Below are 23,259 nucleotides of genomic sequence, written 5' to 3' on the forward strand. Positions count from 1 at the left end.
CGGCCCGCACTGACCGCACGGTCACGAGGACTCTAGGACGACTCACCATGACGCAATCCCTGCTGCACCGGATCCTGGACCACGCCAACCGGGCCGACCCGTACCCGATCTACGAGGAGCTGCGGAGGACGCCGGTCCACCACGAGGCCGACGGGCCGTACGTGATCAGCACGTACTACGAGATCCGCAGCCTTCTGCACGATCCCCGGATCAGTTCCGACGCCCGCAATCTGGCCTCGAACGCGGCCGGACCGCCGGCCGGGGCGCCCCCGGAGGAGAGCACCCTGCCGCCGGGCTTCCTGAAGCTCGACCCGCCGGAGCACGACCGGCTGCGCCGCATGACGAACCGCCCTTTCGGGCCGCCGCACTCCCCGCACCGGGTCGATGGGATGCGCGGAGAGCTCCGCGACATCGTCACCGGCCTCATCGACGGCATCGGCGACCCGGACCGGATCGACCTGGTGGAACAGTTCTCGTATCCCTTCCCGGTGACGGTGATCTGCCGGCTGCTCGGGGTGCCGCGCGAGGACGAGCCACGCTTCCACACCTGGGCGGACACCCTCGCCGCGAGCCTGGATCCCGACCCGGACGCCGATCCCGGCGAACGGGGCAAGGGCGCGCAGGACGCCCGGATGCAGCTGGGCACGTATCTGGCCGGCCTGATCGAGGAGCGCCGCAAGAACCCCGGCGAGGACATGATCTCCCAGCTGGCGACCGCCAAGGGTGACGACGGTCCGATGACCACGATGGAACTGCTCAGCACGGCGGCGCTGCTGCTGATCGCCGGGCACGAGACCACCGTCAACCTGATCACCAACGGCATGCTGACCCTGCTGCGCAATCCCGACGCCCTCCGGAGGCTGCGCGCCGATCCGCGGCTGGCCGTCCCCATCGTCGAGGAACTGCTGCGGTTCGAGCCGCCGGTGCAACTGGTGCCGCAGCGCACCACTCTCGCCGACATCGAGGTCCGCGGGGTCACCATCCCCAAGGGCGCCTCCGTGTGGCTGGTGCTGGCGGCGGGCAACCGCGACCCCCGGCGCTTCGCGGACCCGGACCGCTTCGACCCGGACCGCCCCGACATCCAGCACCTCGGCCTGGGCAGCGGCATCCACAGCTGCTTCGGCGCACCGCTCGCCCGGCTGGAGACGCAGTTCGCCCTGGCGGAGCTGGCCCGGAGGCTGGAGAACCCACGGCTGCTGGAGGACCCGCCCCCGTACCGGCAGAACGCCGTGCTGCGCGGCCCCCGGCGCCTGCACCTCACCTGCGACGGAATCCGCCCCTAGGGCCTGTCCGGCCGGTCACGGGTCGTACCGGGGAGGCCTGGCCCGATGCCGGCCAACTGCGGTCGACCCGGCCCAGGGTGTCCTCCAGCCAGTCGAAGACCACCTCGCAGTGCTGTTGCGGTGCCATCGGCGAGCAGTGGAGCTGGGCACCGGTGGCCGCCCGCATCAGACGGAACTCCTTGCGGGTGCGCAGCAGTTCGAAGAACTCGCGGGGCTGACCCGGGTAGAACGTCTCGTCGTCGTAGTCGAGGACCAGGGTGGGGCATTTGATGCGGCCCACGATCCGGGTGATGTCGAGTGCCATGATCCGCTGGGCCGGTGTCCAGAAGTCGGTGAAGAGCCGGCCCTGCCGGGCGGCGAGCATCGCCGGGATCGAGAAGGGCTCGATCCGCTTCTTGAGGACGAACTGCTCGGACGGCGTCAGCCCGGGGGCGACCTCCTCGTTCCAGACACGGTTGGTCTCCTCCTTGTCCGGCGTCACGATGTCCCGAAGCTCCGCCGGGAAGCCCAGCCACGGGGAGAGGCAGCCCGGCAGCGCGGCCAGAGCGGCGATCCGGTGCTCGAAGGCCGCGGCGCGTGGTGCGAGGTCACCGCCCATGGAGAGGCCGGTCAGCGCGATCCGACGGGCGTCGACGTCCCCGCGGCGCTCCAGCCAGTCCACGAGCGGCGAGACCACCTGCTCCCAGCGTGGGCTGAAGACGAGTCGGTCGACGAAGAGCAACTGGCCCTGGCCCGGGCCGTCGTAGACGAGCGCGTTCCAGCCGCGGGCGAGCGCGGCGGAGACCCCGTAGGTCCACATGTCGACGTTCGGGCCGTCGCTCCCGTTCGTGAGGATGACGGTCGGCCGGGGCCTTCCCGAGTCGTCGGGGCGGAAGAACCAGACAGGAATCGAGACCCCGCCCTGGTAGGGGACCTGGCCGGTGATCGCCGCCGGTGTGCACAGCCGCGCGAAGGTGTCCCAGGACCGGCGCCCCGCCAGATAGAGCTTCTTCTCGTCACCCGGGGTCTGCGAGCCGAGCACGAAGAACAGCGCCTGCCCGTAGTACTGGGCGGCGCGCAGCGAGTGGGCGCGGTGTGTCCGCTCGTGAGGCGAGACGGTGGCCGTCAGCCGGTCGCCCCAGCGGCGGAACTCCGCGGTATAGGTCTGCTCGCTCGCCCCGGCGGCGTTGATGGCGTTGACGGCGGTCAGCACCTCCCCGACCTCGGCCGCGCCGAATCCGGCGCCCCCGAGCGCGAGCAGCGCGCTGAAATTGAGCCCCGGGTCCGTGAACAACTGCATGGCACCGGGCGTCGGCGACGCGTCGGGTGCGGGAGCCGGGGCCGAACCGTGGGCGTCACGCTCCGTCGCGGACGCCGGTGCCGAGCTCGCCGGGGCGGCTGACGCCGCGGACAGCACGACTGTCCCCGCCCCTGCCGCGAGCCCGGCGAGCGCGCCCCGTCGGGTGAGCGTCTGCGCATGGTCTGTGTACGCGTTCGTCATGGGATGGAACGTAGGAGCAGGCCTTGCCACCGACCGGCCCGCCGCTCCCGGCGGTACTTCGAACGGACCCCTGGGAGCGCCGGAACGGCTTCCCGTGCGGCGACGGAGCAGAACCGGCGATCTCGGCATTTCCAGATGCTCGACCGGCCGGCCTCGCCGCATCGCGGCCGGGCAGCGCGTTCGTGGCTATCGGTTCGCCGCGTGCAGCCGGCGCAGCAGCTCCGGCAGGGCGGTGCCGATGGGCTCGCGTACGACGTCGTCGGCGATCTCGTCGTACGGGGTCGGCTCCGCGTTGACGATGACGAGCCGGGCCCCGTGGTCGGCGGCCACAGCCGCGAGGCCCGCCGCCGGCTGGACCTGGAGGCTGCTGCCGACGGCGATGAACACCTGGCAGGCCTTGGCGATGGCGGCGGCCTGGCCGAGGACGACGGGGTCGAGGCGTTCACCGAACATGACGGTCGCCGGTTTGAGGATGCCGCCGCAGGTGAGACAGGCCGGATCGTCCTCACCTGCGTCGACCCGGGCGAGGGCGTCCTCCATGGGCCCGCGCGCATGGCATCCGGTGCACACGAAACTCCGTGCGGTGCCGTGCAGTTCGAGCACCTTGCGGGCGGGCATCCCGGCGAGCTGGTGCAGTCCGTCGACGTTCTGCGTGAGGACCCGCACGGGCACCCCGGAGCGCTCCAGCTCGGCCACCGCCCGGTGCGCGCCATTGGGCTCGGCCCCCAGCGCACCGCTCTCCCGCCGCATCAGCCACGCCCGGCGCCTGATCTCGGGATCGCCCATGTAGTAGTCGTACGTGACGAGCTTCTCGGCCTCGGGATCCTTCCGCCAGAGCCCGCTGGGACCTCGATAGTCGGGAATCCCGGAATCGGTGGAGATGCCTGCCCCGCTGAGGATGGCGACGAGTGGCCTGTTCACGGACATGAAGGTACGGGGCTCGCCCGCTCGGAGCGAGGGGATATTCGGCGCGGCCGGTTCCGCCCGCGCCGGGAGGCACAGGAGAGTCGCGGACGGAGACCGGGTGGAGGAACATCGGAGTCACGGAGACAGGGTGGTGGTCATGGGGACGCCCTCGATGCATTTCAGTGAGAGTCCGGAGGATCCGTTCGCCCTGGGGCATGCCGCTTCGGCCGTGCTCGACGATCACGGCACGGTGGTCGGCTGGAGCGCACGGGCGCGGGACCTGCTGGGCTACCGCGCCAAGGAAGTGCTCGGACGGGCGTGGCGGGACCTCCTGGTCGACACCCGTGACCTGCCCGTCGCGCGGTCCGTCGTCGTGGACGCCATGAGGGCAGGGGGCTGGTTCGGAGTCCTGCCCGTCCGGCACCACGACGGACGGCGCGTGGAGATGGGTTTCCGGGCCCGCGCGATCACCCGCGACGGAGATCGTCAGGAGTGGTTCCTGGTCGGTGCCCCCGCCGCGGAAGTCGTCGCCTGGCAGCGGGACCGCGCGCTGCTGGACGGCCTGTACCACCGGTCCCCGATCGGCCTGGCCATCCACGGCCCGGACAGGAAGGTGATCCGGGTCAACCGCGCGATCGAGAAGGCGAGCGGCATCACAGCCGACGTGCCGGTGGGCCGTCGTTCCGGTGAGTTCCTGGTCGACGAGGACGCGGGTCCGGCCGAGGAGCGGGTGCGCCACGTCCTGGAGACCGGCGAGCCGTTGATCTTCACGGAGCAGTCGGCGCGCACACGCCATGCTCCGGGGCAGGAACGGATGGTGTCCGTCTCCGCGTTCCGGATGGAGGATTCCTCGGGCCGGGTTCTCGGCGTGGCGGAGACGATCGAGGACGTGACCCAGCGCCACCGGGCGCGCCGCAGGCTCACTCTGCTGAACGAGGCGAGCGCCCGCATCGGAACCTCACTGGACGTGACGCAGACGGCCCGGGAACTGGCCGAGGTGGCCGTCTCCGGCTTGGCCGACTACTGCTCGGTGGACCTCCTGAAACCCGTGGCACTGGGTGACGAACTGCCTGTGGACATGGCAGGTGCGCTCCTGAGAGTGGCCCTTTCGCCCCCGGAACCACGGGTCCCGCTCCAGGAGGGCGACGTGGTCCCGCTCCTTCCGGAGTCCCCGCAGGCGCGGTGCCTGGCCGAGCGTCGCCCGATTCTCGAACGGCCGCTGTCCATCCGTCCCGAGTGGTACGGCATGGACCGGCGGCGGATCGAGGGCGCCCTGGCTCTCGGCGCTCATTCCCTGATCGCGGTGCCCCTGATGGCACGCGGCCTGGTACTGGGTGTGGTGAGCCTGTGGCGCGTGCGCCATTCGGAGCCTTTCGAGGACGACGATGCCGCGGTGGCCCACGAGTTCTCCTCGCGTGCGGCCGTCTGTATCGACAACGCGCGCCGCTTCACCCAGCAGCAGAGCGCCGCTCTGACTCTGCAGCGCAGTCTGCTGCCGGGCACGGTGTCCGACCTCCCGGCCGTCGAGGTGGCCTGCCGGTACCTGCCGGCGAGCGGTGAGGCGGGCATCGGTGGTGACTGGTTCGACGTGATCCCGTTGTCGGGGGCCCGAGTCGCCCTCGTCGTGGGAGACGTCGTCGGCCACGGGATCCACGCCGCGGCCTCGATGGGGCGCCTGCGCGCCGCCGTGCGCACCCTGGCCAGCCTCGACCTGGAACCGGACGAGGTGGTGGCCCGGCTGGACGATCTGGTCAGCCTGCTGGCCGCCGAGGGGGAGACGAACGCCGAGGGCAACCAGTCGGCGATCGAGCAGGTGCTCGGGGCCACGTGCGTCTACGCGGTCTACGATCCGGTCTCCCGGCAGTGCTCCCTGGCACGCGCCGGCCACCCGGCACCCTTGGTGTCCACACCGGACGGCCGGGTGACCGTGCTCGACCTGCCCGCGGGTCCACCGCTCGGCCTGGGCGGACTGCCGTTCGAGATGTACCACCTGGACCTCCCTGAGGGCAGCCTGCTCACGCTCTACACCGACGGCCTCCTGGTGGCGCGCGACGGCGACATCGATGCCGCGCTGGAGAACCTGGAGGAATGTCTCGCCCACAGTGCCGACGGCCTGGAGCGCACGTGCGACGGCGTGGTCGAAGCGCTGCTGCCCACGGACCGCCGCCCCACCGACGACGTCGCGCTGCTCATGGCTCGTACGCGGGTACTGCCGCCGGAGAACTTCGCCACCTGGCACCTGCCCCTGGAGGCGACCGCTGCCGGCCGCGCCAGGGAGCTGGCCACGGCGAAGCTGGCCGAATGGGGGCTGTCGGACATGGCCTTCACCACCGAGCTGGTCGCCAGCGAGCTCGTCACCAACGCCTACCGGTACGCCGACGGCCCCGTCACCCTGCGCCTCATCCGCACCCACTGCCTGATCTGCGAGGTGTCCGATGCCAGCCACACCTCCCCTCACCTGCGAAGGGCCCTCAGCACGGACGAGGGCGGACGCGGGCTCTTCCTGGTCGCGCAGCTCACGGAGCGGTGGGGCACCCGCTACACCCACGACGGCAAGACCGTCTGGACGGAGCAGCCTCTGCCGCCCTCCTGACCGGCCACGACGTCGACCGCCCACCTGAGCCGGCCGTTTCGACGCCCGGTCGGAGCCGGTGCGGCGCTGATCCCGCGGTACGTTCGGCACATGACCAGTCGCGGCCGCGACCGCGTCGCGGACGTCCGCAGCGTCGTGGTCACATACATGCTCGACTACCCGATCGAGTCCGTCGTGCCGCTCGGCGGGGGCCTGGACAACCTGGCGTACGAGGTCAACGGTGAGCTGATCGTGCGCTTCAGCAAGGAGCCCGACCCGGCACGGCGGTCCGCCCTGGTGTGCCGCGAGGCCCGCGTGCTCGCCGCCGTCGCCGACATCTCGCCGCTGCCCGTCCCCGAACCGACGTTCACCGATGCGGAGCAGGGATGTCTGGCGTACCACAAGCTCCCCGGCGTGCCACTGCTGGACATGCCGCGGCACCGGCGATCGGCCCACGGCACGTCGATCGCCGCCACGCTCGGCGAGTTGCTCACCGCGCTGCACGCTGTCCCGATCGGCCGGTCGGCCGGTCTGGTGGAGGCGGATGACCAGCCGCCGGCCGAGTGGCGGCATGAGGCCGCGGAGAACTACGCGACGTCAGCCGGGCGGGTACCGGCGGCGCACCGCCGGTCCGTCGAGACGTTCTTGAACGCCGCACCACCGACCGGTGGATGGACCCCGGCGTTCTCCCACAACGATCTGGGGATCGAACACGTTCTCGTCGACCCGGTCACCTGGTCGGTGACCGGCGTCATCGACTGGAGCGATGCGGCCGTCGTCGACCCGGCCCACGACTTCGGGCTGATCTACCGCGACCTCGGTCCCGCCGCGTACCGGGCCGCCATCCGCGGCTGTCGAACCGACGCCCACGACCTCGCGGCCCTCGGCGAGCGCCCCGTGTTCTATGCCAGGTGCAGTGTCTTCGAGGACCTCGCCTACGGAATCGAGACGGAACAGGGCACGTACGTCGACAAGAGCCTTGCCGCGATGGAATGGCTGTTTCCGCCGTAGCCGCCTCAGCGCGACCGAGCGGGCAAGGACGGCAACACCTTACGAGTGCCGCGTTCGCGGACTCGTTCGGGTCACCCGAGGCGGCCCTTCAGGTGATTGCGGACGCCTCGTGAGCCGGGCAAGCCGGCGCGGGGGTAAGACGTCTCAGCAGAGGACGAACCCGGAACGCCGTGAGGAGCTTGGCGATGTACGCAGCAGTCCGGCGGTACGAAGGGGTGACCGATACGGCCGAGGCGGCACGTCTCGTGGACGAGGGTTTCGTGGCGCTCATGCGTCAGGTCTCCGGCTTCGTCGCCTACTACTGGATCGATGCCGGGGACGGAGTGATGGTCTCGACCAGCGTCTTCCAGGACCAGGCCGGTGCCGAGGAATCGATCTCCAGGGCCGCGGACTTCGTACGGGACCACCTCGCGGCACTGCTCCCCAACCCTCCCCAGGTCATGGCCGGCGAGGTGGTGGCTTCCGCCTGAGACGGCCTCCAGGGCCGTACGGGCCCTGCCGGGAGCGCCGGTCGGTGCGCACGTCATCCGGCGGGCTGCTCGGCCTCGTTCCGGCCGGGCAGGAAGATGAGCGCCACCAGCGCGAGCCCCACCGCCACGCCGATGATCTGCATGGCGACGAACGCGGGGACCGAGCCGGGTGCGATGCCCGCGAAGGTGTCGGTGAAGGCGCGGCCGATCGTCACCGCCGGGTTGGCGAAGGACGTCGACGACGTGAACCAGTAGGCGGCGCCGATGTACGAGGCGACCGCGACGGGCGCGAAGCGCAGCCGGTCGGTGCGGGCCAGCCCGAAGATCAGCAGGATCAGTCCGGCCGTCGCGACGACCTCGCCCAGCAGCAGGTGCCCCGCCGACCGCTCGTGCGTGGACCACTTGACCAGCGGCTCACCGAACATGGCGTCGGCCAGGACGGCGCCCGCGATCGCGCCGACGATCTGGGCGGGGACGTAGACGGCCGCATCACGCGGGGGGAGTCCGGCGCCGCCGCGGCGGCCGGTCCACCACGCGGCCAGGGTGACGGCCGGGTTGAAGTGCGCGCCGGACACCGGGCCCAGCAGCAGGATCAGGACCCCGAGGCCGAGGACGGTCGCGGTGGAGTTGGCGAGCAGTTGCAGGCCGACGTCTCCGGTCAGTCCGGTGGCCTGGATACCGGAGCCGACCACGATCGCGACCAGGGCCGCGGTGCCGACCAGTTCGGCGGCCGCCTTGGCGGCCAGAGGGGGCCCCTGGGGTGGAGCGGCGCCGGGGGCGGGCTGAGACGCCGGCCCGTCGGGGGCTGCGGCGGATCCCGTGGCGTCGTCGCGCTCGGTGGCCTCGGTGGCGGTCAACAGGACTCCTCGTTGCGGGTCGCCGTGTGGGCGGGGATCAGGGACAGGACCGCTTGACGTTGTTCTCGGCGGTGGCGCGCGCGGTCTCCGCCAGGTCGGCGAACTGGCCCGCGAGGGAGGCGATGACCTCGGGCCTGAGCCGGTAGTAGGTGAACCGGCCGCACGGCTCCGTGTCCACGACACCGGCCTCGCGCAGCACCTTCAGATGGTTGGAGAGGTTGGTCTGACCGGCTCCCGTCTCCTCGATCAGGTGCGTGCTGCACAGCGTTTCCCCGGCGAGCAGGGTGACGATCCGGAGCCGGAGCGGGTCCGCCAGAACCCGCATCAGATCAGTGTCGACCGACGTCATCATGGGCTGATACTGTCACATCACTCCAGACTGATACCAGCGTGGAGTGATTCCTGGCCCCGCATCCCCACAGGGCTCCGGCCCCGCACCCCCACACGGCTGGGCCTCACATCACCCCCCCCCACAGGTGGGCCCACGCATTCTCGCGAAGGAAGAACCGATGTCCTCCAGCCCGCTCGCCTCCGTGCTCTTCGTCTGTGTCCACAACGCCGGGCGCTCGCAGATGGCCGCCGGATTCCTGAACCACCTCGCGGGCGACCGGATCGAGGTCCGCTCCGCCGGCTCGATCCCGGGCGACCGGGTCAACCCCGCCGCGGTCGAGGCCATGAGGGAGGCCGGCGTCGACATCGCCGGCGCCGAGCCGAGGATTCTCACCACCGAGGCCGTCCAGGCCTCCGACTACGTCATCACCATGGGCTGCGGCGACGCCTGCCCCGTCTTCCCCGGCAAGAAGTACCTCGACTGGGCCCTCGAAGACCCGGCCGGCAAGGGCGTCGAGTCCGTCCGCCCCATCCGCGACGCGATCAAGACCCGCGTCGAGGCACTGATCGCCGAGATCGACGCGAAGCCGTAGGCCCGGTGTCCGTGGCCCGCGTCCGGGGCCACGAGGGTGCCGATCGCGCGTCCACCCGGAGGGTTTTCGGGGCCGGGCGCGCGGGCCGCGAGGGAACGGCGGATCCCGTGACCACGCTCGCGCTCCGACGGCAGCGTCATGCGGCCGTCCCACGGCGGAGTCACGTCCTCCGGGCGGACGGAGGAGAAGAGCCATCACCGAGCCGAAGTCCGAGGAGACCGGGCCCGCTCCGGGCAAGCAGCCCACGGAGGCCGAGCGGCTGAGAATCATGCCGGCCCAGCCCGCCTACCGGCGGGCGCTGGTGTTCTGCGCCCTGATCGGTGTCCCGGTCTCGCTGGCCGCGTTCTGGTTCCTGGTGCTCCTCCACGGGACCGGACATCCCGCCGTTCAGGGCCGCAGCCGGTCCAGCGCCTCGTCCAGCGTCGTCGCGGCCATGATCAGGGACAGATGGGTGAAGGCCTGCGGGAAGTTGCCCAGTTGCTCCCCGCTGGGGCCGATCTCCTCGGCGAACAGGCCGACATGGTTGGCGTACGTCTGCATCTTCTCGAAGGTGTAGCGGGCCTGGGGGAGCCGTCCCGCCCGGGCGAGCGCGTCGACGTACAGGAACGTGCAGAGGCTGAACGTCCCTTCGGAGCCGCGCAGTCCGTCCGGCGAGGCCTGCGGGTCGTAGCGGTAGACGAGACTGTCGGAGACGAGTACGCGCTCCATGGCGTCCAGCGTGCTCAGCCAGCCGGGGCTGCGCGGGGAGACGAAGCCGACGCGGGGGGCCAGCAGCAGGGAGGCGTCCAGGACGTCGCCGTCGTAGTGCTGGACGATCGCCTGCTGCTTCTCGCTCCAGCCGCGCGCCATGACCTGTTCGAGAATCTCGTCCCGCGCCTTCGTCCAGCGGACGGTGTCGGCCGGTCTGCTGAACTCCGCGGCCATCTTCAGTCCCCGGTCGAAGGCGGCCCAGCACATGACGCGGCTGTAGGTGAAGTCCTTGCGCCCGCCCCGGGTCTCCCAGATGCCCTCGTCCGGGCGGTCCCAGGAGTCCGCGAGCCAGTCGAGGATGCCGCTCAGCGCCTTCCAGCCGCGGTAGCCGCCCTGTTCACCCACCGCGCGGCCCTCGGTCAGCGCGTAGAGGGCCTCGCCGTAGATGTCGAGCTGCAACTGGCCGGCGGCTCCGTTGCCGGCGCGTACCGGGTACGAGCCCCGGTAGCCCTCGAAGTGCTCCAGGATCTCCTCCGTCAGATGCGGGTCGCCGTCGACCCGGTACATGATCTGGAGGGGCTCGTCGTCCGGCCCCTCGCGTTCCTGCAGCCGTTCGCCCAGCCAGCGGGTGAAGTGGGTCGCCTCCTCCACGAAGCCGAGGTCGAGCAGCGCCCGCACCGACAGCGAGCCGTCCCGCACCCACGTGTACCGGTAGTCCCAGTTGCGCTCCCCGCCGATCTGCTCGGGCAGCCCCATGGTGGCGGCGGCGACCGGCGCCCCGGTCGGGGCGTAGGTCAGGAGCTTGAGCGTGATCGCGGAGCGGTGCACCATCTCCGTCCAGCGGCCCCGGTAGTTCGAGGTGCGGACCCACTTCTGCCAGAAGTCGACGTTGCTCCACAGGTCCTCGGTGAGCCCGTCGACCGTGGGCGGCGGCGGGGCCTCGCCGCCTGGACCGCACACCGTGAACACGACCGCGGCCGACTCGCCGTTCTTCAGGGTGATGCCGCCCCGGACGTCCTGGCCGTCGCGTTCGAGCGGGATGCTGCCCTGGAGATGCGCGGTCGCCCCCGGGGACCTGAACGTCGCCGTACGGGGCGTGAGTTCGAGTTCGTGACTCGCCCGCGCGTAGTCGAACCGCGGCCGGCACTCCAGGGCGAAGTGCACGGTGCCGCGCACCGAACGGACGATGCGCACCAGACTGTGCCGGTCGGTCGGCGTCGGACCGGTGAGGACCGGCATGTGATCGATGACCTCGCCCACGCCGTCCGGGGACATGAACCTGGTCACGACGACGGCCGTGTCCGGGTAGTAGAGCTGGCGCCAGGTTCCCTCGGGGTGATCGGGCGCGAGACGGAGGTAGCCGCCGCCGTCGTGGTCCAGCAGCGCGGCGAAGACACTGGGGGAGTCGAAGCGCGGTGCCGCGAACCAGTCGACGACGCCTCGGGACGACACCAGGGCCGCGGTCTGGAGGTCCCCGACGAGGCCGTGGTCGGCGATGGGCGGATAGCGATCCATGCTGGCCTCCTTGTCAGGCCGTTTCGGCCTTGACGCGTCCGGAGCGGACGGCGTCGACGAGCGCCCGGTGGTCCTTCTCGTTCTGGTCCGCGTACGCCTCGGCGAACGGGACGAGCGCCCGGTCGAAGACGTCGCCTCCGCCCAGATACGAGGCGATGGCGATCCGGTCGCCCGACCTCGCGTGCGCGCGGGCCAGCGTGGCACCGCACAGTTCGCCGAAGGCGCGCATACCGGACGGCACCATGAGTTCGGGTTCGGCGATCCCCTTCCAGTCCCTCAACTGCCGTACGTAGAAGTCCCGTCGGCCGTCGATGCCGTCGGCACGCTCCCAGCCCAGGAAGATGTCACTGGTGGCCTGCATGAGCCGCTGGCCGGCGACCACCCGCTCGCCCTGGGTCCGGTACTCGCTCGCGCCGGCGTAGGGCGCCAGCACCGACTCGTCCGCTTCCTTGGCCTGGAGCAGCAGCGGATCCGAGTCGTCCCGGCCGAGCAGGAGGATGATCCAGCACCGGGTGCCCACGCTGCCGACCCCGACCACCTTGCGGGCCACGTCGGCGAACCGGTACTGCTCCAGCAGGAACCGCCGGTCCGAGTTCAGGCTCCGGCCGTAGCGCCCGATCAGTCCGCGGAGCTGCTTCTCCAGGGCGCCGCGTTCCATGTCGGGCAGCAGGTCCTCCAGCGGTACGACGAGCGGCGGATCCGCGGCGATCAGAGTCTTGCCGTCGACCACGTGCGTGAGCTTGTTGAACGCCTGGAGGCTGTCCCGGGTGCGCGCCTTGTCGGTCGTCCTCTTCCAGCGGTCGCGGCTCCGCGCGCTCAGCTCCCCGGCGATATGGGTGCGGACCCAGGCCTCGTCGAAGTGCGTGTACCACACGGGGAGATTGCCGAGCCCGGCGAAGCGTCTCATCCACTCGCGGTACGACCGCACCGTCGTCCGGACGATGTCGGCACGCTCCTTGCCGCTGAAGCCGTTCGCCCGGCCCGCGATGACGAAGCTGGCGGACAGCCGCTTGACGTCCCACTCCCAGGGGCCGGGCAGGGTCTCGTCGAAATCGTTGATGTCGAACATCATGCGGCGCTCCGGGGAGGCCAGCAGCCGGAAGTTCAGCAGGTGCGCGTCACCGCACAGTTGCGCCCTGATCCCGGACCGGGGCGTGCCGGCGAGGTCCGCGGCCATGATGGCGGCGGCCCCGCGGTAGAAGCGGAACGGCGACTCGGTCATCCTGCCGTAGCGGATCGGTACGAGCTCGGGCACCCGGGTCGCGGACTGCGCCTCCACGATGTCCACCGGGTCGGGACGCTTCGGCGCGGGCGTGAAGGCCGAGTGGCTGGAGCGCGGCACGGCGGACCGGGCGGCCTTGCCGAGGGCGGCGCGCTCCGCCGGGGTGTGGTGCGGGGGATGGCTGCCGGCCGGGTGCTTGGGGGTCATCGCAGACGCTCCGCGAGGTGGTACACCGACGCGCGCGGCGCCGGTGCGGGCGGTGGCGGTTCGGCGAGGGATGCACCGCGCCGATGCCCGGGAGGAAGGCTCTGGTCGAGGAACCGCGGAGGGCCGGCGACGCGCGGCTCGTCCACCCCGGCTTCGGCGACGTACGGGCGGTCGCCGGCACGCAGATCGTGGTGGCGGGGGCCCGGTCCGACCACCAAGGTAGCTCCGGGTCATATGTCCGGCGAGTCGGGCCTGCCGGGCGAGCACGGGCCCCGCGGCGAGGACGCCGTTGCGCCGTACGGGGAGGGTGTCCCGGGCTGTGCGGACAGGGTGCCGTCGGGCCGTACGGGGAGGGTGCCGGACTTCGTCGTGGCGGGCGGGGCACCGGATTGGTGGACGTGCGCGGGGGAGGTGACCATGAGGGCATGCGCGCTACCGCGGCTCCGGGCCGCGCGGGACCACGCGAGGCCGGCCATGGTGCTTGATCTGCTGCTCATCGGTCTGGCGATCGCACTGGACCCGCTGCCGGTCACCGGATTCGTGCTGGTGCTGTCGTCGCGCAACGGGATCTGGAAGGGCCTCGCCTTCATCCTGACCTGGCTGGCCTCCTTCGTCGCCATCATCGCCGCCGTACTGGTCATGACCGGCGGCGAGCCGCCGCCCCCGAGATCCGCTCCGTCCACGGCGGCGCTGGCCGCCAAACTGGCCATCGGTGTCGGACTCGTCCTCTACGCGGAACGCACCCGGCGCAACATCGGCAAGCGGCCGAAGTCCTCCGGATTCATGTCCCGCGTCGAACACATCTCCTCCTGGACGGCGGCCGGTCTCGCGCTGCTGCTCCAGCCGTGGGGGATGATCGCGGCCGGCGCCGCCACCGTCGTGGACGCCCAGCTCGGTCACGCGGCGTCGTACGCGGCCCTGATGGGCTACGTCCTGCTGGCCACGTCCAGCCTTCTGACGATGGAGCTCTACGCGACGTTCGCCCCGCGGACGGCCCATGTCCGGCTCGGGAAGCTGCGCGCCTGGATGGAGCGGCACCAGGACAAGGCGCTGGTGTCGCTGTTCCTCTTCCTCGGGCTGTGGCTGGTCGGCAAGAGCATCTACCAGCTGACCGCGTGAACCACCCGAACGCTCCGGACGGCACCGTTCCCGGCCGCCGGAGAAGGCGCCGCACCGAAATGCGGCGGGTTCCGTCCGGTGCTGCAATGGCATGGATCAGGGGCAGGGCAAAACCATGACCGTGCAGGGGTGAAGCCGTGAGCGAAGATGAATTCGTCGAGATGGGACCGATCGACTATATCGTCGTGGAGTTTCCCGGTAACCGAATGACGGGTGAGGGACTTCCGATCCTGGTCGATCTGGTGGACCGCGGCCTCATTCGGATCCTCGACCTTTTGTTCGTGAGAAAGGACGCCGACGGATCCGTGGTCGGCATGGAGGTCGCCGACTTCGACGGCGACGGAGCCCTCGACCTCGCCGTGTTCGAGGGCGTGTCCTCCGGTCTGCTGGGCGAGGACGACATCGAGGAGGCCGGGAAGGCGCTGGAGCCCGGCAACTCCGCCGGAATCCTGGTCTACGAGAACGTGTGGGCGGCCCCCTTCGCCACCGCGCTGCGACGCGGCGGCGCCCAGATGGTCGCCTCCGGGCGCATCCCAGTGCCGGCCGTGCTGGCCGCGCTCGACGAGACGGACGCCGGATAACCGGCCTCCGGACAGACCGGCGGGGGGGGGGGGGGGGGGGGGGGGGGGGGGGGGGGGGGGGGGGGGGCGGCCGCCCCCCCCGCGGGGGGGGGGGGGGGGGGGGGGGCCCCCCCCCGCCCCCCCCGCCCCCCCCCCCCCCCCCCCGCCCCCCCCGGGGGGGGGGCCCCCCCCGGGGGGGGGGGGGGGGGGCCCCCCCCCCCCGGCCGGAGACTCCGGGGAGATCGCGGGAGGCTAAGCGGTACGGGCGTCCCGGTCCGATCCGACGCACAGCGCCCAGATGACGAAGGCGTCGATGGCGATCAGGACGCTGGCCCACACCGGGGTGTGCGGCAGCCACATGAAGTTGGCCACCATGGACAGCCCCGCCAGGGTGATGCCGACGATCCGGGCCCACAGCATGCCGCGGAACACGGCGACGCCGGCGAGGACGACCAGGACGCCGAGGGTGAGGTGGATCCATCCCCAGCTCGTGAGGTTGAAGGTGTAGACGTAGTTGCGGGTGGTGACGAACACGTCGTCCTGGGCGATGGCGGCGATGCCCTGGAATATCGCCATCGCCCCTCCGAAGATCATCATGACCCCGGCGAAGGCGGTCCAGCCGGACACCCACGCTCCCGAACCGCCGGCGGTTCCCTGCCGGTGCATACCCGTCGTAGCCATTGCGAGCTCCTCCCGCGTAGATCTCGCCACTGACCGGGCGACGGCCGGTGGCCCACATTTCAGCTTGCCACGGGAATGACGGACCGGCAGATCGCCGGAAATCGCGCCGGATGAGGAAGAGATCGAGGTGCGGGGGAATCCGTTCGGTGCTCCAATGGTTCTGCCCGATGCGCCGGGACGAATTCGGCGCACTCAGCGGATCGAATCCCTTTCGGGCTCGTTCCGTATGTCTCGTGCCGGAAAGGAAACCACCGTGCCAGGTCTCCTCCGCGGGGTCGCCCGCACCGCCGTGGTGGCCGGTACGGCCACCGCCGTCTCGAACCGTGTGTCCCGTCGTCAGCAGGGGCGATGGGCGCAGCAGGAAGCCCAGCAGCAGTATCAGGAGCAGCCGCCCCCGCCCCCGCCTCCGCCCGCCGCGCCGGCCGACGAGATGACCAGCAAGATCGATCAGCTCAAGCAGCTCGGGGACCTCAAGGCCCAGGGCGTGCTCACCGAAGCCGAGTTCGATGCGCAGAAGGCCCGGATCCTCGGCTGACCCGCCTCCTTCCGCACCCGGCGGCCGAGGGCTCGGCCGCCGGGTGCGGGGCCGACTCCCGCTCAGCCCACCCGGTGGCCGTTCTCCAGTTCCGCCGTGCCCGAGCCCTCCGCCAGGACGTCGAGTGCGGCGAGGACGCGACGGCCCGAGGCACCCGACATGTGGGCGGTCACCTCCTCGCGCGGCACCAGCCGCCAGGACAGCAGTTCCTCCTCCTGGAGCCGGATCGCCTTGAGCTCCCGCTCGCCGAGCACCCCGCCGTCGTACAGATAGGCCACCACCGGCGGGCGCTCCGGCCCGAGGACCCAGTCGACCGCCAGCAGCCGTCCGATCTCCACGTCGAGGCCGATCTCCTCGGCCGTCTCGCGGCGCGCGCCCTGCCGCGGGCTCTCGCCGTCGTCCGACTCCACCGTTCCGCCCGGAAGCGTCCAGCCCTCGCGGTAGTTCGGTTCGACGATCAGTACGCGCCCGTCGGCGTCGCGGAGGAGGGTGGCGGCCCCGACGAGTACACGGGGCAGGCCGGCGATATATGCGGCGAAGTCCGAAGTGGTCACCCCATGGAGGGTAGCGAGAAGACCCGCGTGGCCCCGGGCAGCGGCCCGGCGCTCAGGCCTCGACCAGCGCGACCGTGCGCGACGCGAGCTCGCTGATCCGTACCCCGTCGAAGCCGAACACCGCGCTGCGGACGGTGTCCTCCAGCGGGTCCTTCCACTGCGGGGGAATCGCCCGCGCACCGCACAGGACGCCCGCGACGGAGCCCGCGGTCGCGCCGTTCGAGTCGGTGTCCAGGCCGCCGCGGACCGTCAGCGTGATGGTGCGGGTGAAGTCCCCGTCGCCGTACAGCAGCCCGGCGGTGAGCACCGCCGCGTTCGGGACCGTGTGGATCCAGCCCATCCCGGCGGTCTCCTCGGACACCGCGGTGAGCGTGTCCTCCCAGGTCATCCCGGTCTCGTGCAGCGCGAGCACCCGGCGCACGACGCGCGACAGCCGGCTGCTCGCGGGGATCACGGTGAGCGCCGTGTCCAGCGCGTCCCGGACGGAGGGGGCGGTGAACGCCGCGGAGATCAGCGCCGCCGCCCACATCGCGCCGTACACGCCGTTGCCGGTGTGGGACAGCACGGCGTCGCGGCGGGCCAGGGAGGCCGCGCGCTGCGGCTGCCCCGGGGACGTCCAGCCGTAGACGTCGGCGCGGATCAGCGCCCCGATCCATTCCTGGTACGGGTTCTCGTACGTCGCCGTCACCGGCGGTTTCAGCCCCCTGGCCAGATTGCGGTAGGCGGCGCGCTCCGCCGTGAACGTCTGGAGATAGGGAAGCCGCGTCAACCACAGGTCACCGACCTGCTCGGTGCTGAACGAGAAGCCGTGTGTCTCCAGCAGGTCGAGTCCGAGGATCGCGTAGTCCACGTCGTCGTCACGGCAGCTGCCGTGGATACGGCCGCGCACACAGTCGCGCCACTCGGGCCGCAGCTCGAACTCGCCCCCGTCGTCGTCGGCGGGCCCGGGGAGGTAGTCGGTCAGGGGCAGGGCGGCGGCCTGCCGCAGATAGCGGTCGATGCGGTCCCGCGTCCAGTGGTCGCCCTGCTCGACCGGCTTTCCGAGCATGTTGCCCGCGATCCGGCCGACCCAGCCCCCGAGGACGCGGTCGGCGAAGTCGGTGCCCACAGGGGTCATGGCTCCGGTCTACCCAATTCCGGGCGGGCGTGCTCGCCGGGGAGAGAATCGGGTGCCCCGGGCGCGGCCGGCCCGCCGACGCCCGCGCCGGACGGATCGGCGGCCGCCGGTTCGCACCGGTCCCGGGGGCTGGGCAGGGGCATGACGGCGGGGGCCCGCTCCGGTTATGGTCGCAGCGGCGCGACTGCCTTGACGTGTGCAAGGCCCGGAAGCAAGGGGAATGCAAGGTGGCGGACGCTGCTGTGGATCGGACCCCGCGTGTGCTCATCGCGGCGGACAAGTTCAAGGGATCGCTGACGGCCGTACAGGTCGCGGAGCGGGTGACCGCCGGGCTGCGCAGGGTCGCGCCGCACGCCGAGATCGAGTCGCTGCCCGTGGCCGACGGCGGCGACGGCACCGTCGACGCGGCGGTCGCGGCCGGATTCGAGCGCCGCGAGGTGCGGGTCGCCGGACCGCTGGGCCACGAGGTGACGGCCGCGTTCGCGCTGCGCGGGCGGACGGCGGTCGTCGAGATGGCCGAGGCGAGCGGGCTCCAGCGGCTGCCCGCGGGCGTCCTCGCGCCGCTCTCGTCCTCGACGTACGGCACCGGGGAACTGCTGCGCGCCGCGCTGGACGCCGGTGCCGACACCGTCGTCTTCGGCGTGGGCGGCAGCGCGACCACCGACGGAGGGGCGGGCATGCTCTCCGCGCTCGGCGCGCGGTTCCTCGACGCCGAGGGCGAGCCGGTGGCTCCCGGAGGCGCCGCGCTGGGCGCTGTCCAGAGCGCCGATCTGTCGGGTCTCGACGACCGGCTCGCCTCGGTCGACCTCGTGCTCGCCAGCGACGTGGACAACCCGCTGACCGGCCCGGCGGGCGCGCCCGCCGTCTACGGACCCCAGAAGGGCGCCGGTCCCGACGACGTGGCGGTGCTGGACAGCGCCCTCGCCCATTTCGCCGGCGTCCTGGAGAAGGAGATCGGACCGAAGGCCGCCGGGTACGCCACCGCGCCCGGCGCCGGTGCCGCGGGCGGTGTCGGCTACGGGGCCCTGGTCCTGGGCGCACGCTTCCGGCCCGGCATCGAGGTGATGCTCGACGTGCTCGGCTTCGCGCCCGCGCTGGAGCGCGCCACGCTGGTGATCACCGGTGAGGGGTCGCTGGACGAGCAGACCCTGCACGGCAAGGCGCCCGCCGGGGTCGCGGCGGCCGCCCGAGCGGGGGGCAAGGAGGTCGTCGCGGTCTGCGGCCGCCTCGCGCTCCCGCCCGAGGCGCTCGGCAGGGCCGGCATCCGCAGGGCGTATCCCCTCACCGAGGCCGAACCCGACATCGCCCGGTGCATCTCCGACGCCGGACCGATCCTGGAACGGGTGGCGGAGAACATCGCCAGGGACTTCCTGGTCTGAGGTCCGAGGGGTTCGTCCCTCCCGCGGCCCGGGGGTGGTTCATCGCTCCCCCGGCCCGGGGCGGCCCGCCGCACGCGCCGTCGTGGGCCGGTGTCCTCTCACCGTCCCGGCCCCGTGACCGCCGTGGCGCCCGCCAGCCGGTAGGCGTCCAGGGCCAGAGTCATCTCGATCAGGTCGCGGGGGCGGGCCAGTGAGCGGGAGGTGAGCTGCTCCAGCCGGCGCAGGCGGTTGAACACGGTGTTCCGGTGGCAGTACAGACGTCCGGCCGCGCGTCCGGCGGAACCCTCGCAGGCCAGCCACATGTCCAGCGTCTCGATCAGCACGGCCCGGTCCCCGGGTTCGAGTTCGAGCAGAGCGCCGAACACGTCGGACACCAGCCGGGCCGCCAGCTCCGGCTGGCTCACGACGAGCGCCGTCGGCATCCGCTGATCCAGGCGTACGACACCGGTCGCGTCCGGCGGACAGGTGCGCAGCGCCAGTTCGGCCCACCGCCGGGCGCGCCCCAGCTCGCCCAGTCCCGAGACCACGGGACTGATGCCGCCGGGACCCGAACGCCGTCCGTCCAGCAGCCGGGCCACCCCGTCCAGCCCCTGTCCGGCGTCCAGCGCCACCACCGCGATCTCGCAGTCGGCCCGCATCCGCCAGATGAACCGCAGCCCGGCGCCCAGCACCGGCCGGACGCAGACGTCCCGTCCGTCGTGACGCTCCGTCCGCAGCACGACGACGGCGTACGGTCCGTGCTCGGGCAGGTCGAGTCCGGCCGCCGCCCGGGCCGCGAGCCCCGGCGCCTCCTGACCCTCAAGCAGCGCGTCGAGCAGGGCCTGCAACTGCTCGTCCGTGCGCCGCCGTAACTCCCGTTCCGTGGCGAGGTAGGACTCCGACGCGGTCGTGGCCTGCGCGTCCACGGCCGACCACACCATCGTGGCGCACCTGCTGAGCACCGCGAGCCGCTCGGGCTCACGGCTCGCCGCGCTCTCCATCAGCGCGTCCCACACCAGATAGCCCGCGGCGCGGTAGGCGTGCACGAGGAGTTCGAGCGGCAGCCCCTGGTGGGCCCGCCGCCGCCCCGCCTCCTCGGCGTGCTCCAGATCGCGGCGTGGTGAGTCCCGCGGCGCGGAGATCGCCTTGATGCCGATGCGCATCGCGGTCTCCGCCTCCCGCCACTGCTGGTCGTGCGGCAGCACCCGTCCGTAGACGGGGGAGTACTCGGTGAGCTGCCTGATGTGCTCGTCGACGAGCTCGGGCAGCCGTTCCAGCAGAGCCGTACACGACTCCGCGAGCAGCTTCCAGTCATGACCGGTCCGCGGTCTGCGCCCTCCCATGGCCGGAGGATGCCACCGGAACACGGGGTCGCACAGGCCCCTGACACGCGGTGTTGTGCGCGTGCACAACGGGCGGGCGCCACCGGTGGGCTCCCGCCGCGTTTCGGCCGCAGCCCGTGGACGGGGGTGTCCGCCGGTGCTGAGGTGAGCGCCACACAGCGAGGACAAGGGAGATGCCATGGGCGGTTCCGCTCTGCTCGTGCGGGAACTGTCGGTCGGATACGGCCCCGTACGCGCACTGCGTCACGTGTCGCTGGAGGTGCCCGAGGCAGCCGTGGTGACGGTCCTCGGCGGCAACGGCGCGGGCAAGTCGACGCTGCTGCGGGCGGTGTGCCGGACCCTCTCCTTCCACGGGGGAGCGGTCACCGGCGGCACGGTCACGCTCGGCGGACGACCGCTGGACCGGCTGCCGCCGGACCGGGTGGTGGCCGCCGGGGTGTCCCAGGTCCCGGAAGGGCGGCGGGTGTTCAGCCGGATGACGGTCGCGGACAATCTGCGCGCCGGAGCCCTCGGCGGCACCGGCGGCCGTGTGGACCGGGCACGCGCCCTGCGGCGGGTGCACGAACTGTTCCCCGTCCTCGCCGACCGCGCCGGGCAGCGGGCGGGGCTGCTGTCCGGCGGGGAGCAGCAGATGCTCGCGGTCGGCCGGGCGCTCATGGGCGCTCCCCGCGTGCTGCTGCTCGACGAGCCCTCCCTCGGGCTCGCTCCTCTGATGGCCGCGCGGATCGCCGACACCGTGCGGGAGATCAACGAACAGGGCACCTCCGTCCTGCTCGTCGAACAGAACGCCGCCCTGGCCCTGCGCCTGGCGTCCCATGCCTACGTCCTGGAGGTCGGCGAGGTCACCCTGTCCGGTCCCGCGGACGAACTCGCCGCCTCCGACGAGGTGCGCCGCCGCTATCTCGGGGTGGTCGACGAGGACGCCGCCTCCGACGGCGCGGCCACGCCCGACGGCCTTCCGTCCCTGACCCGCTGGAAGGGGTGAACCCACCATGGAAGAACGCGACAACGCTCCGGCCCGCACGGCCGCTCCGGCGACCGCGCCGGCCCGCACGGCCGCTCCGGCGACCGCGCCGGCCCGCACGGCCGCTCCGGCGACCGCGCCGGCCCGCACGGCCGCTCCGGAGACGGTGCCCTCCGGCATCCCGTCGCTGGACGTCCGGGACGTGACCGTCCGCTTCGCCGGGCTGACCGCGCTCGACGCGGTGAGCTTCACCGTGCGGCCGGGCACCGTGCACGCCCTCATCGGTCCGAACGGGGCCGGGAAGTCCACCTGCTTCAACGTGCTGTCCGGGGTGTACCGGCCGGCCGCCGGAAGCGTCCGCCTCGGGGAGCACGAGCTCACCGGCCTGGCGCCCCACCGGATCGCCGGGCTCGGGGTGGCCCGGATCTTCCAGAACCTCGCCCTGCCCCCGCACGCCACGGTCGAGGACTGCCTGCTGCTCGGCCGGCACCGGCTGACCCGCGCCGGATTCCTCGCCGCCGGACTGCGGCTGCCCTCGGCGGCCCGCGAGGACCGGCGCCACCGCGAACGCGTCCGCGAGATCGCCGCGTTCGTGGGCCTCGGGCGGCAGCTCGGCCGGCCCGCCGGTTCGCTCCCGTACGGACAGCAGAAGCTCGCCGAGCTCGCCCGCGCCCTGTGCATGGAGCCCCGGGTGCTGCTCCTGGACGAACCCGTCGCCGGCATGACCGCCGACGAACGGCGCCGTACCGCCGCGGTCGTCGCGGGGATCCGCGACAGCCTCGGCATCTCGATCGTGCTCGTGGAACACGACATGGGGGTGGTGATGCGGCTCGCGGACGCGGTGACCGTACTCGACTTCGGGCGCCGGATCGCCGACGGCGCCCCCGCGGACGTACAGAACGATCCGGCGGTGGTACGCGCCTATCTGGGCGAGCGCGCCGACCCAGAGGAGACCGCGTCATGAGCACCTTCGTCGAACTCCTGCTCAACGGCCTGTCCATGGGCTCCGTCTACGCCCTCATCGCCCTGGGTTTCGTCGTCATCTTCCGGGCCACCGAGGTCGTGAACTTCGCGCACGCCTCCCTGCTGCTGGCGGGCGGCTACGTCACCGCCACCCTCCACGACGACATCGGCTTCTGGCCCGCGCTGCTCGCCGGGGTCGCCGGCGCCGCGCTGGTGGGCGCCGCCGTGGAGTTCCTGGTGATGCGCCGCTACCGGGGCTCCGACCAGAGCGTCCTCGCCATCGTCACCATCGGCGTCGACATCCTGCTCACCACCGAGCTGACCCGCCGTATCGGCACCGACGTCCTGGCGCTGGGCGACCCCTGGGGCAACGCCGTCCTCACCGTCGGGCCGGTCTCCATCGCCCACACCCGGATCGCGGCGTTCGTCGCGGCGGCGCTGCTCATCACGGTCTTCCTGCTGGCCTTCCGGTACACCTCCTGGGGCGTGGCGATGCGCGCCACCGCCGAGAGCCCGGAGACCGCCGCCCTGATGGGCGTCCGGCTCGGCCGGGTGTCGCTGGGGGCCTGGGCGGTGGCCGGCGGCCTCGCGGCCGTCGCCGCGCTCTTCCTGACCGTCTTCCCCACACCCGGGCTGGAACGCGCCACCTCGCTCGCCGCGCTCAAGGCCTTCCCCGCGGCGATCCTCGGCGGCCTCGACTCGACGACCGGCGCGCTGGTCGGCGGACTCCTCGTCGGTGTCACCGAGTCCCTGGCCACCGGCTACCAGAGCGACCTCACCTTCCTCGGGCGCGGCCTCGGCGACCTCGCGCCCTACGTGGTCATGGTCGCGATCCTGCTCATCCGGCCCGCCGGGCTGTTCGGCACGAAGGAGCTCGCCCGTGTCTGAGGTCCTCACCCACGACGAGACGGGCAGCGCGCCCCGCACCG

General features: G+C 72.3%; 22 protein-coding genes. 12 read left to right on the forward strand and 10 right to left on the reverse strand.

Going from position 1 to position 23,259, the window contains the following annotated elements; translation table 11 throughout:
• Window positions 1-47 precede the first annotated feature (47 nt).
• The gene (locus ACF07B_RS12350) at window positions 48-1,283 is read left to right on the forward strand and encodes a cytochrome P450 (RefSeq protein ID WP_392178907.1); all 1,236 of its coding nucleotides are present in this window, start codon (window positions 48-50) and stop codon (window positions 1,281-1,283) included.
• Here ACF07B_RS12350 and ACF07B_RS12355 read toward each other — a convergent pair.
• Both ACF07B_RS12355 and ACF07B_RS12360 read right to left on the reverse strand, forming a co-directional pair.
• On the reverse strand, window positions 1,258-2,763 hold the full coding sequence (locus ACF07B_RS12355) for an alpha/beta hydrolase family protein (RefSeq protein ID WP_392178908.1): 1,506 nt from the start codon (window positions 2,761-2,763) through the stop codon (window positions 1,258-1,260). The two genes, ACF07B_RS12350 and ACF07B_RS12355, sit on opposite strands and share 26 nt — an antisense overlap.
• Window positions 2,764-2,949: 186 nt before the next feature.
• On the reverse strand, window positions 2,950-3,684 hold the full coding sequence (locus ACF07B_RS12360; protein WP_392178909.1) for an NAD-dependent deacetylase: 735 nt from the start codon (window positions 3,682-3,684) through the stop codon (window positions 2,950-2,952).
• Between the two features lie 157 nt (window positions 3,685-3,841).
• Between ACF07B_RS12360 and ACF07B_RS12365 the strand changes: the two genes are divergently transcribed.
• The 3 genes from ACF07B_RS12365 (at window position 3,842) to ACF07B_RS12375 (ending at window position 7,722) form a co-directional block, all read left to right on the forward strand.
• On the forward strand, window positions 3,842-6,262 hold the full coding sequence (locus ACF07B_RS12365; RefSeq protein ID WP_392178910.1) for a SpoIIE family protein phosphatase: 2,421 nt from the start codon (window positions 3,842-3,844) through the stop codon (window positions 6,260-6,262).
• Window positions 6,263-6,352: 90 nt separating this feature from the next.
• A complete protein-coding gene (locus ACF07B_RS12370) occupies window positions 6,353-7,252 on the forward strand; it encodes a phosphotransferase family protein (protein WP_392178911.1) in 900 nt (299 codons plus the stop codon).
• Between the two features lie 185 nt (window positions 7,253-7,437).
• Window positions 7,438-7,722, forward strand: coding sequence for a hypothetical protein (locus tag ACF07B_RS12375; protein WP_369485394.1), 285 nt, complete (start codon window positions 7,438-7,440; stop codon window positions 7,720-7,722).
• Between the two features lie 53 nt (window positions 7,723-7,775).
• Here ACF07B_RS12375 and ACF07B_RS12380 read toward each other — a convergent pair whose 3' ends face one another.
• On the reverse strand, window positions 7,776-8,579 hold the full coding sequence (locus ACF07B_RS12380) for an aquaporin (RefSeq protein WP_392178912.1): 804 nt from the start codon (window positions 8,577-8,579) through the stop codon (window positions 7,776-7,778).
• Window positions 8,580-8,616: 37 nt separating this feature from the next.
• Window positions 8,617-8,931, reverse strand: a complete 315-nt coding sequence (locus ACF07B_RS12385) for an ArsR/SmtB family transcription factor (RefSeq protein ID WP_369485392.1) — start codon at window positions 8,929-8,931, stop codon at window positions 8,617-8,619.
• A 157-nt stretch (window positions 8,932-9,088) separates the two neighbouring features.
• Between ACF07B_RS12385 and ACF07B_RS12390 the strand changes: the two genes are divergently transcribed.
• Entirely contained in the window at window positions 9,089-9,502 is a 414-nt protein-coding gene (locus ACF07B_RS12390; RefSeq protein ID WP_369485391.1) for an arsenate reductase ArsC, read from the forward strand.
• A 387-nt stretch (window positions 9,503-9,889) separates the two neighbouring features.
• Here ACF07B_RS12390 and ACF07B_RS12395 read toward each other — a convergent pair whose 3' ends face one another.
• A complete protein-coding gene (locus tag ACF07B_RS12395; protein ID WP_369485390.1) occupies window positions 9,890-11,707 on the reverse strand; it encodes a glycoside hydrolase family 15 protein in 1,818 nt (605 codons plus the stop codon).
• A 13-nt stretch (window positions 11,708-11,720) separates the two neighbouring features.
• On the reverse strand, window positions 11,721-13,136 hold the full coding sequence (locus tag ACF07B_RS12400) for a DUF2252 domain-containing protein (RefSeq protein WP_384241689.1): 1,416 nt from the start codon (window positions 13,134-13,136) through the stop codon (window positions 11,721-11,723).
• Between the two features lie 474 nt (window positions 13,137-13,610).
• Here ACF07B_RS12400 and ACF07B_RS12405 point away from each other — a divergent pair, with 474 nt between their 5' ends.
• On the forward strand, window positions 13,611-14,255 hold the full coding sequence (locus ACF07B_RS12405; protein WP_392178913.1) for a GAP family protein: 645 nt from the start codon (window positions 13,611-13,613) through the stop codon (window positions 14,253-14,255).
• A 161-nt stretch (window positions 14,256-14,416) separates the two neighbouring features.
• The gene (locus ACF07B_RS12410) at window positions 14,417-14,836 is read left to right on the forward strand and encodes a DUF6325 family protein (protein ID WP_392179193.1); all 420 of its coding nucleotides are present in this window, start codon (window positions 14,417-14,419) and stop codon (window positions 14,834-14,836) included.
• 231 nt (window positions 14,837-15,067) lie between these two features.
• On the opposite strand, the gene ACF07B_RS12415 is transcribed toward ACF07B_RS12410, so the two are convergent.
• Window positions 15,068-15,496 (reverse strand): hypothetical protein, encoded by a 429-nt coding sequence (locus tag ACF07B_RS12415; protein ID WP_392178914.1) that lies wholly within the window; start codon window positions 15,494-15,496, stop codon window positions 15,068-15,070.
• 253 nt (window positions 15,497-15,749) lie between these two features.
• Here ACF07B_RS12415 and ACF07B_RS12420 point away from each other — a divergent pair, with 253 nt between their 5' ends.
• Window positions 15,750-16,031: an SHOCT domain-containing protein gene (locus tag ACF07B_RS12420; RefSeq protein ID WP_392178915.1), complete on the forward strand. Its 282-nt coding sequence runs from the start codon at window positions 15,750-15,752 to the stop codon at window positions 16,029-16,031.
• A 62-nt stretch (window positions 16,032-16,093) separates the two neighbouring features.
• Here ACF07B_RS12420 and ACF07B_RS12425 read toward each other — a convergent pair whose 3' ends face one another.
• On the reverse strand, window positions 16,094-16,585 hold the full coding sequence (locus ACF07B_RS12425) for an NUDIX domain-containing protein (RefSeq protein ID WP_392178916.1): 492 nt from the start codon (window positions 16,583-16,585) through the stop codon (window positions 16,094-16,096).
• A gap of 52 nt (window positions 16,586-16,637) precedes the next feature.
• Window positions 16,638-17,702: an ADP-ribosylglycohydrolase family protein gene (locus ACF07B_RS12430; RefSeq protein WP_392178917.1), complete on the reverse strand. Its 1,065-nt coding sequence runs from the start codon at window positions 17,700-17,702 to the stop codon at window positions 16,638-16,640.
• A 260-nt stretch (window positions 17,703-17,962) separates the two neighbouring features.
• On the opposite strand from ACF07B_RS12430, the gene ACF07B_RS12435 reads away from it, so the two are divergent.
• Window positions 17,963-19,081, forward strand: coding sequence for a glycerate kinase (locus ACF07B_RS12435; protein ID WP_392179194.1), 1,119 nt, complete (start codon window positions 17,963-17,965; stop codon window positions 19,079-19,081).
• 98 nt (window positions 19,082-19,179) lie between these two features.
• Here ACF07B_RS12435 and ACF07B_RS12440 read toward each other — a convergent pair whose 3' ends face one another.
• Entirely contained in the window at window positions 19,180-20,403 is a 1,224-nt protein-coding gene (locus ACF07B_RS12440; RefSeq protein WP_392178918.1) for a PucR family transcriptional regulator, read from the reverse strand.
• A 178-nt stretch (window positions 20,404-20,581) separates the two neighbouring features.
• Here ACF07B_RS12440 and ACF07B_RS12445 point away from each other — a divergent pair, with 178 nt between their 5' ends.
• The 3 genes from ACF07B_RS12445 to ACF07B_RS12455 all read left to right on the forward strand — a co-directional run bounded on the left by ACF07B_RS12445 (window position 20,582) and on the right by ACF07B_RS12455 (window position 23,218).
• The gene (locus ACF07B_RS12445; RefSeq protein WP_369483717.1) at window positions 20,582-21,388 is read left to right on the forward strand and encodes an ABC transporter ATP-binding protein; all 807 of its coding nucleotides are present in this window, start codon (window positions 20,582-20,584) and stop codon (window positions 21,386-21,388) included.
• A gap of 157 nt (window positions 21,389-21,545) precedes the next feature.
• Window positions 21,546-22,331: an ABC transporter ATP-binding protein gene (locus ACF07B_RS12450; RefSeq protein ID WP_392179195.1), complete on the forward strand. Its 786-nt coding sequence runs from the start codon at window positions 21,546-21,548 to the stop codon at window positions 22,329-22,331.
• Window positions 22,328-23,218, forward strand: a complete 891-nt coding sequence (locus tag ACF07B_RS12455) for a branched-chain amino acid ABC transporter permease (RefSeq protein ID WP_362391981.1) — start codon at window positions 22,328-22,330, stop codon at window positions 23,216-23,218. Before ACF07B_RS12450 ends, ACF07B_RS12455 begins: the two co-directional genes overlap by 4 nt.
• Window positions 23,219-23,259 lie beyond the last annotated feature (41 nt).

The organism is Streptomyces sp. NPDC015532, assembly GCF_043078065.1.
GTDB lineage: Bacteria > Actinomycetota > Actinomycetes > Streptomycetales > Streptomycetaceae > Streptomyces.

Bases quoted from the DNA above. Each gene is read 5' to 3' on its own strand.
- ACF07B_RS12365 (WP_392178910.1), top strand. From the start codon at position 3,842: ATGCATTTCAGTGAGAGTCCGGAGGATCCGTTCGCCCTGGGGCATGCC.
- ACF07B_RS12370 (WP_392178911.1), top strand. From the start codon at position 6,353: ATGACCAGTCGCGGCCGCGACCGCGTCGCGGACGTCCGCAGCGTCGTG.
- ACF07B_RS12455 (WP_362391981.1), top strand. From the start codon at position 22,328: ATGAGCACCTTCGTCGAACTCCTGCTCAACGGCCTGTCCATGGGCTCC.
- ACF07B_RS12445 (WP_369483717.1), top strand. From the start codon at position 20,582: ATGGGCGGTTCCGCTCTGCTCGTGCGGGAACTGTCGGTCGGATACGGC.
- ACF07B_RS12350 (WP_392178907.1), top strand. From the start codon at position 48: ATGACGCAATCCCTGCTGCACCGGATCCTGGACCACGCCAACCGGGCC.
- ACF07B_RS12395 (WP_369485390.1), bottom strand. From the start codon at position 11,707: ATGGATCGCTATCCGCCCATCGCCGACCACGGCCTCGTCGGGGACCTC.
- ACF07B_RS12410 (WP_392179193.1), top strand. From the start codon at position 14,417: ATGGGACCGATCGACTATATCGTCGTGGAGTTTCCCGGTAACCGAATG.
- ACF07B_RS12385 (WP_369485392.1), bottom strand. From the start codon at position 8,931: ATGATGACGTCGGTCGACACTGATCTGATGCGGGTTCTGGCGGACCCG.
- ACF07B_RS12440 (WP_392178918.1), bottom strand. From the start codon at position 20,403: ATGGGAGGGCGCAGACCGCGGACCGGTCATGACTGGAAGCTGCTCGCG.
- ACF07B_RS12430 (WP_392178917.1), bottom strand. From the start codon at position 17,702: ATGACCCCTGTGGGCACCGACTTCGCCGACCGCGTCCTCGGGGGCTGG.
- ACF07B_RS12415 (WP_392178914.1), bottom strand. From the start codon at position 15,496: ATGGCTACGACGGGTATGCACCGGCAGGGAACCGCCGGCGGTTCGGGA.
- ACF07B_RS12400 (WP_384241689.1), bottom strand. From the start codon at position 13,136: ATGACCCCCAAGCACCCGGCCGGCAGCCATCCCCCGCACCACACCCCG.
- ACF07B_RS12390 (WP_369485391.1), top strand. From the start codon at position 9,089: ATGTCCTCCAGCCCGCTCGCCTCCGTGCTCTTCGTCTGTGTCCACAAC.
- ACF07B_RS12405 (WP_392178913.1), top strand. From the start codon at position 13,611: ATGGTGCTTGATCTGCTGCTCATCGGTCTGGCGATCGCACTGGACCCG.
- ACF07B_RS12355 (WP_392178908.1), bottom strand. From the start codon at position 2,763: ATGACGAACGCGTACACAGACCATGCGCAGACGCTCACCCGACGGGGC.
- ACF07B_RS12375 (WP_369485394.1), top strand. From the start codon at position 7,438: ATGTACGCAGCAGTCCGGCGGTACGAAGGGGTGACCGATACGGCCGAG.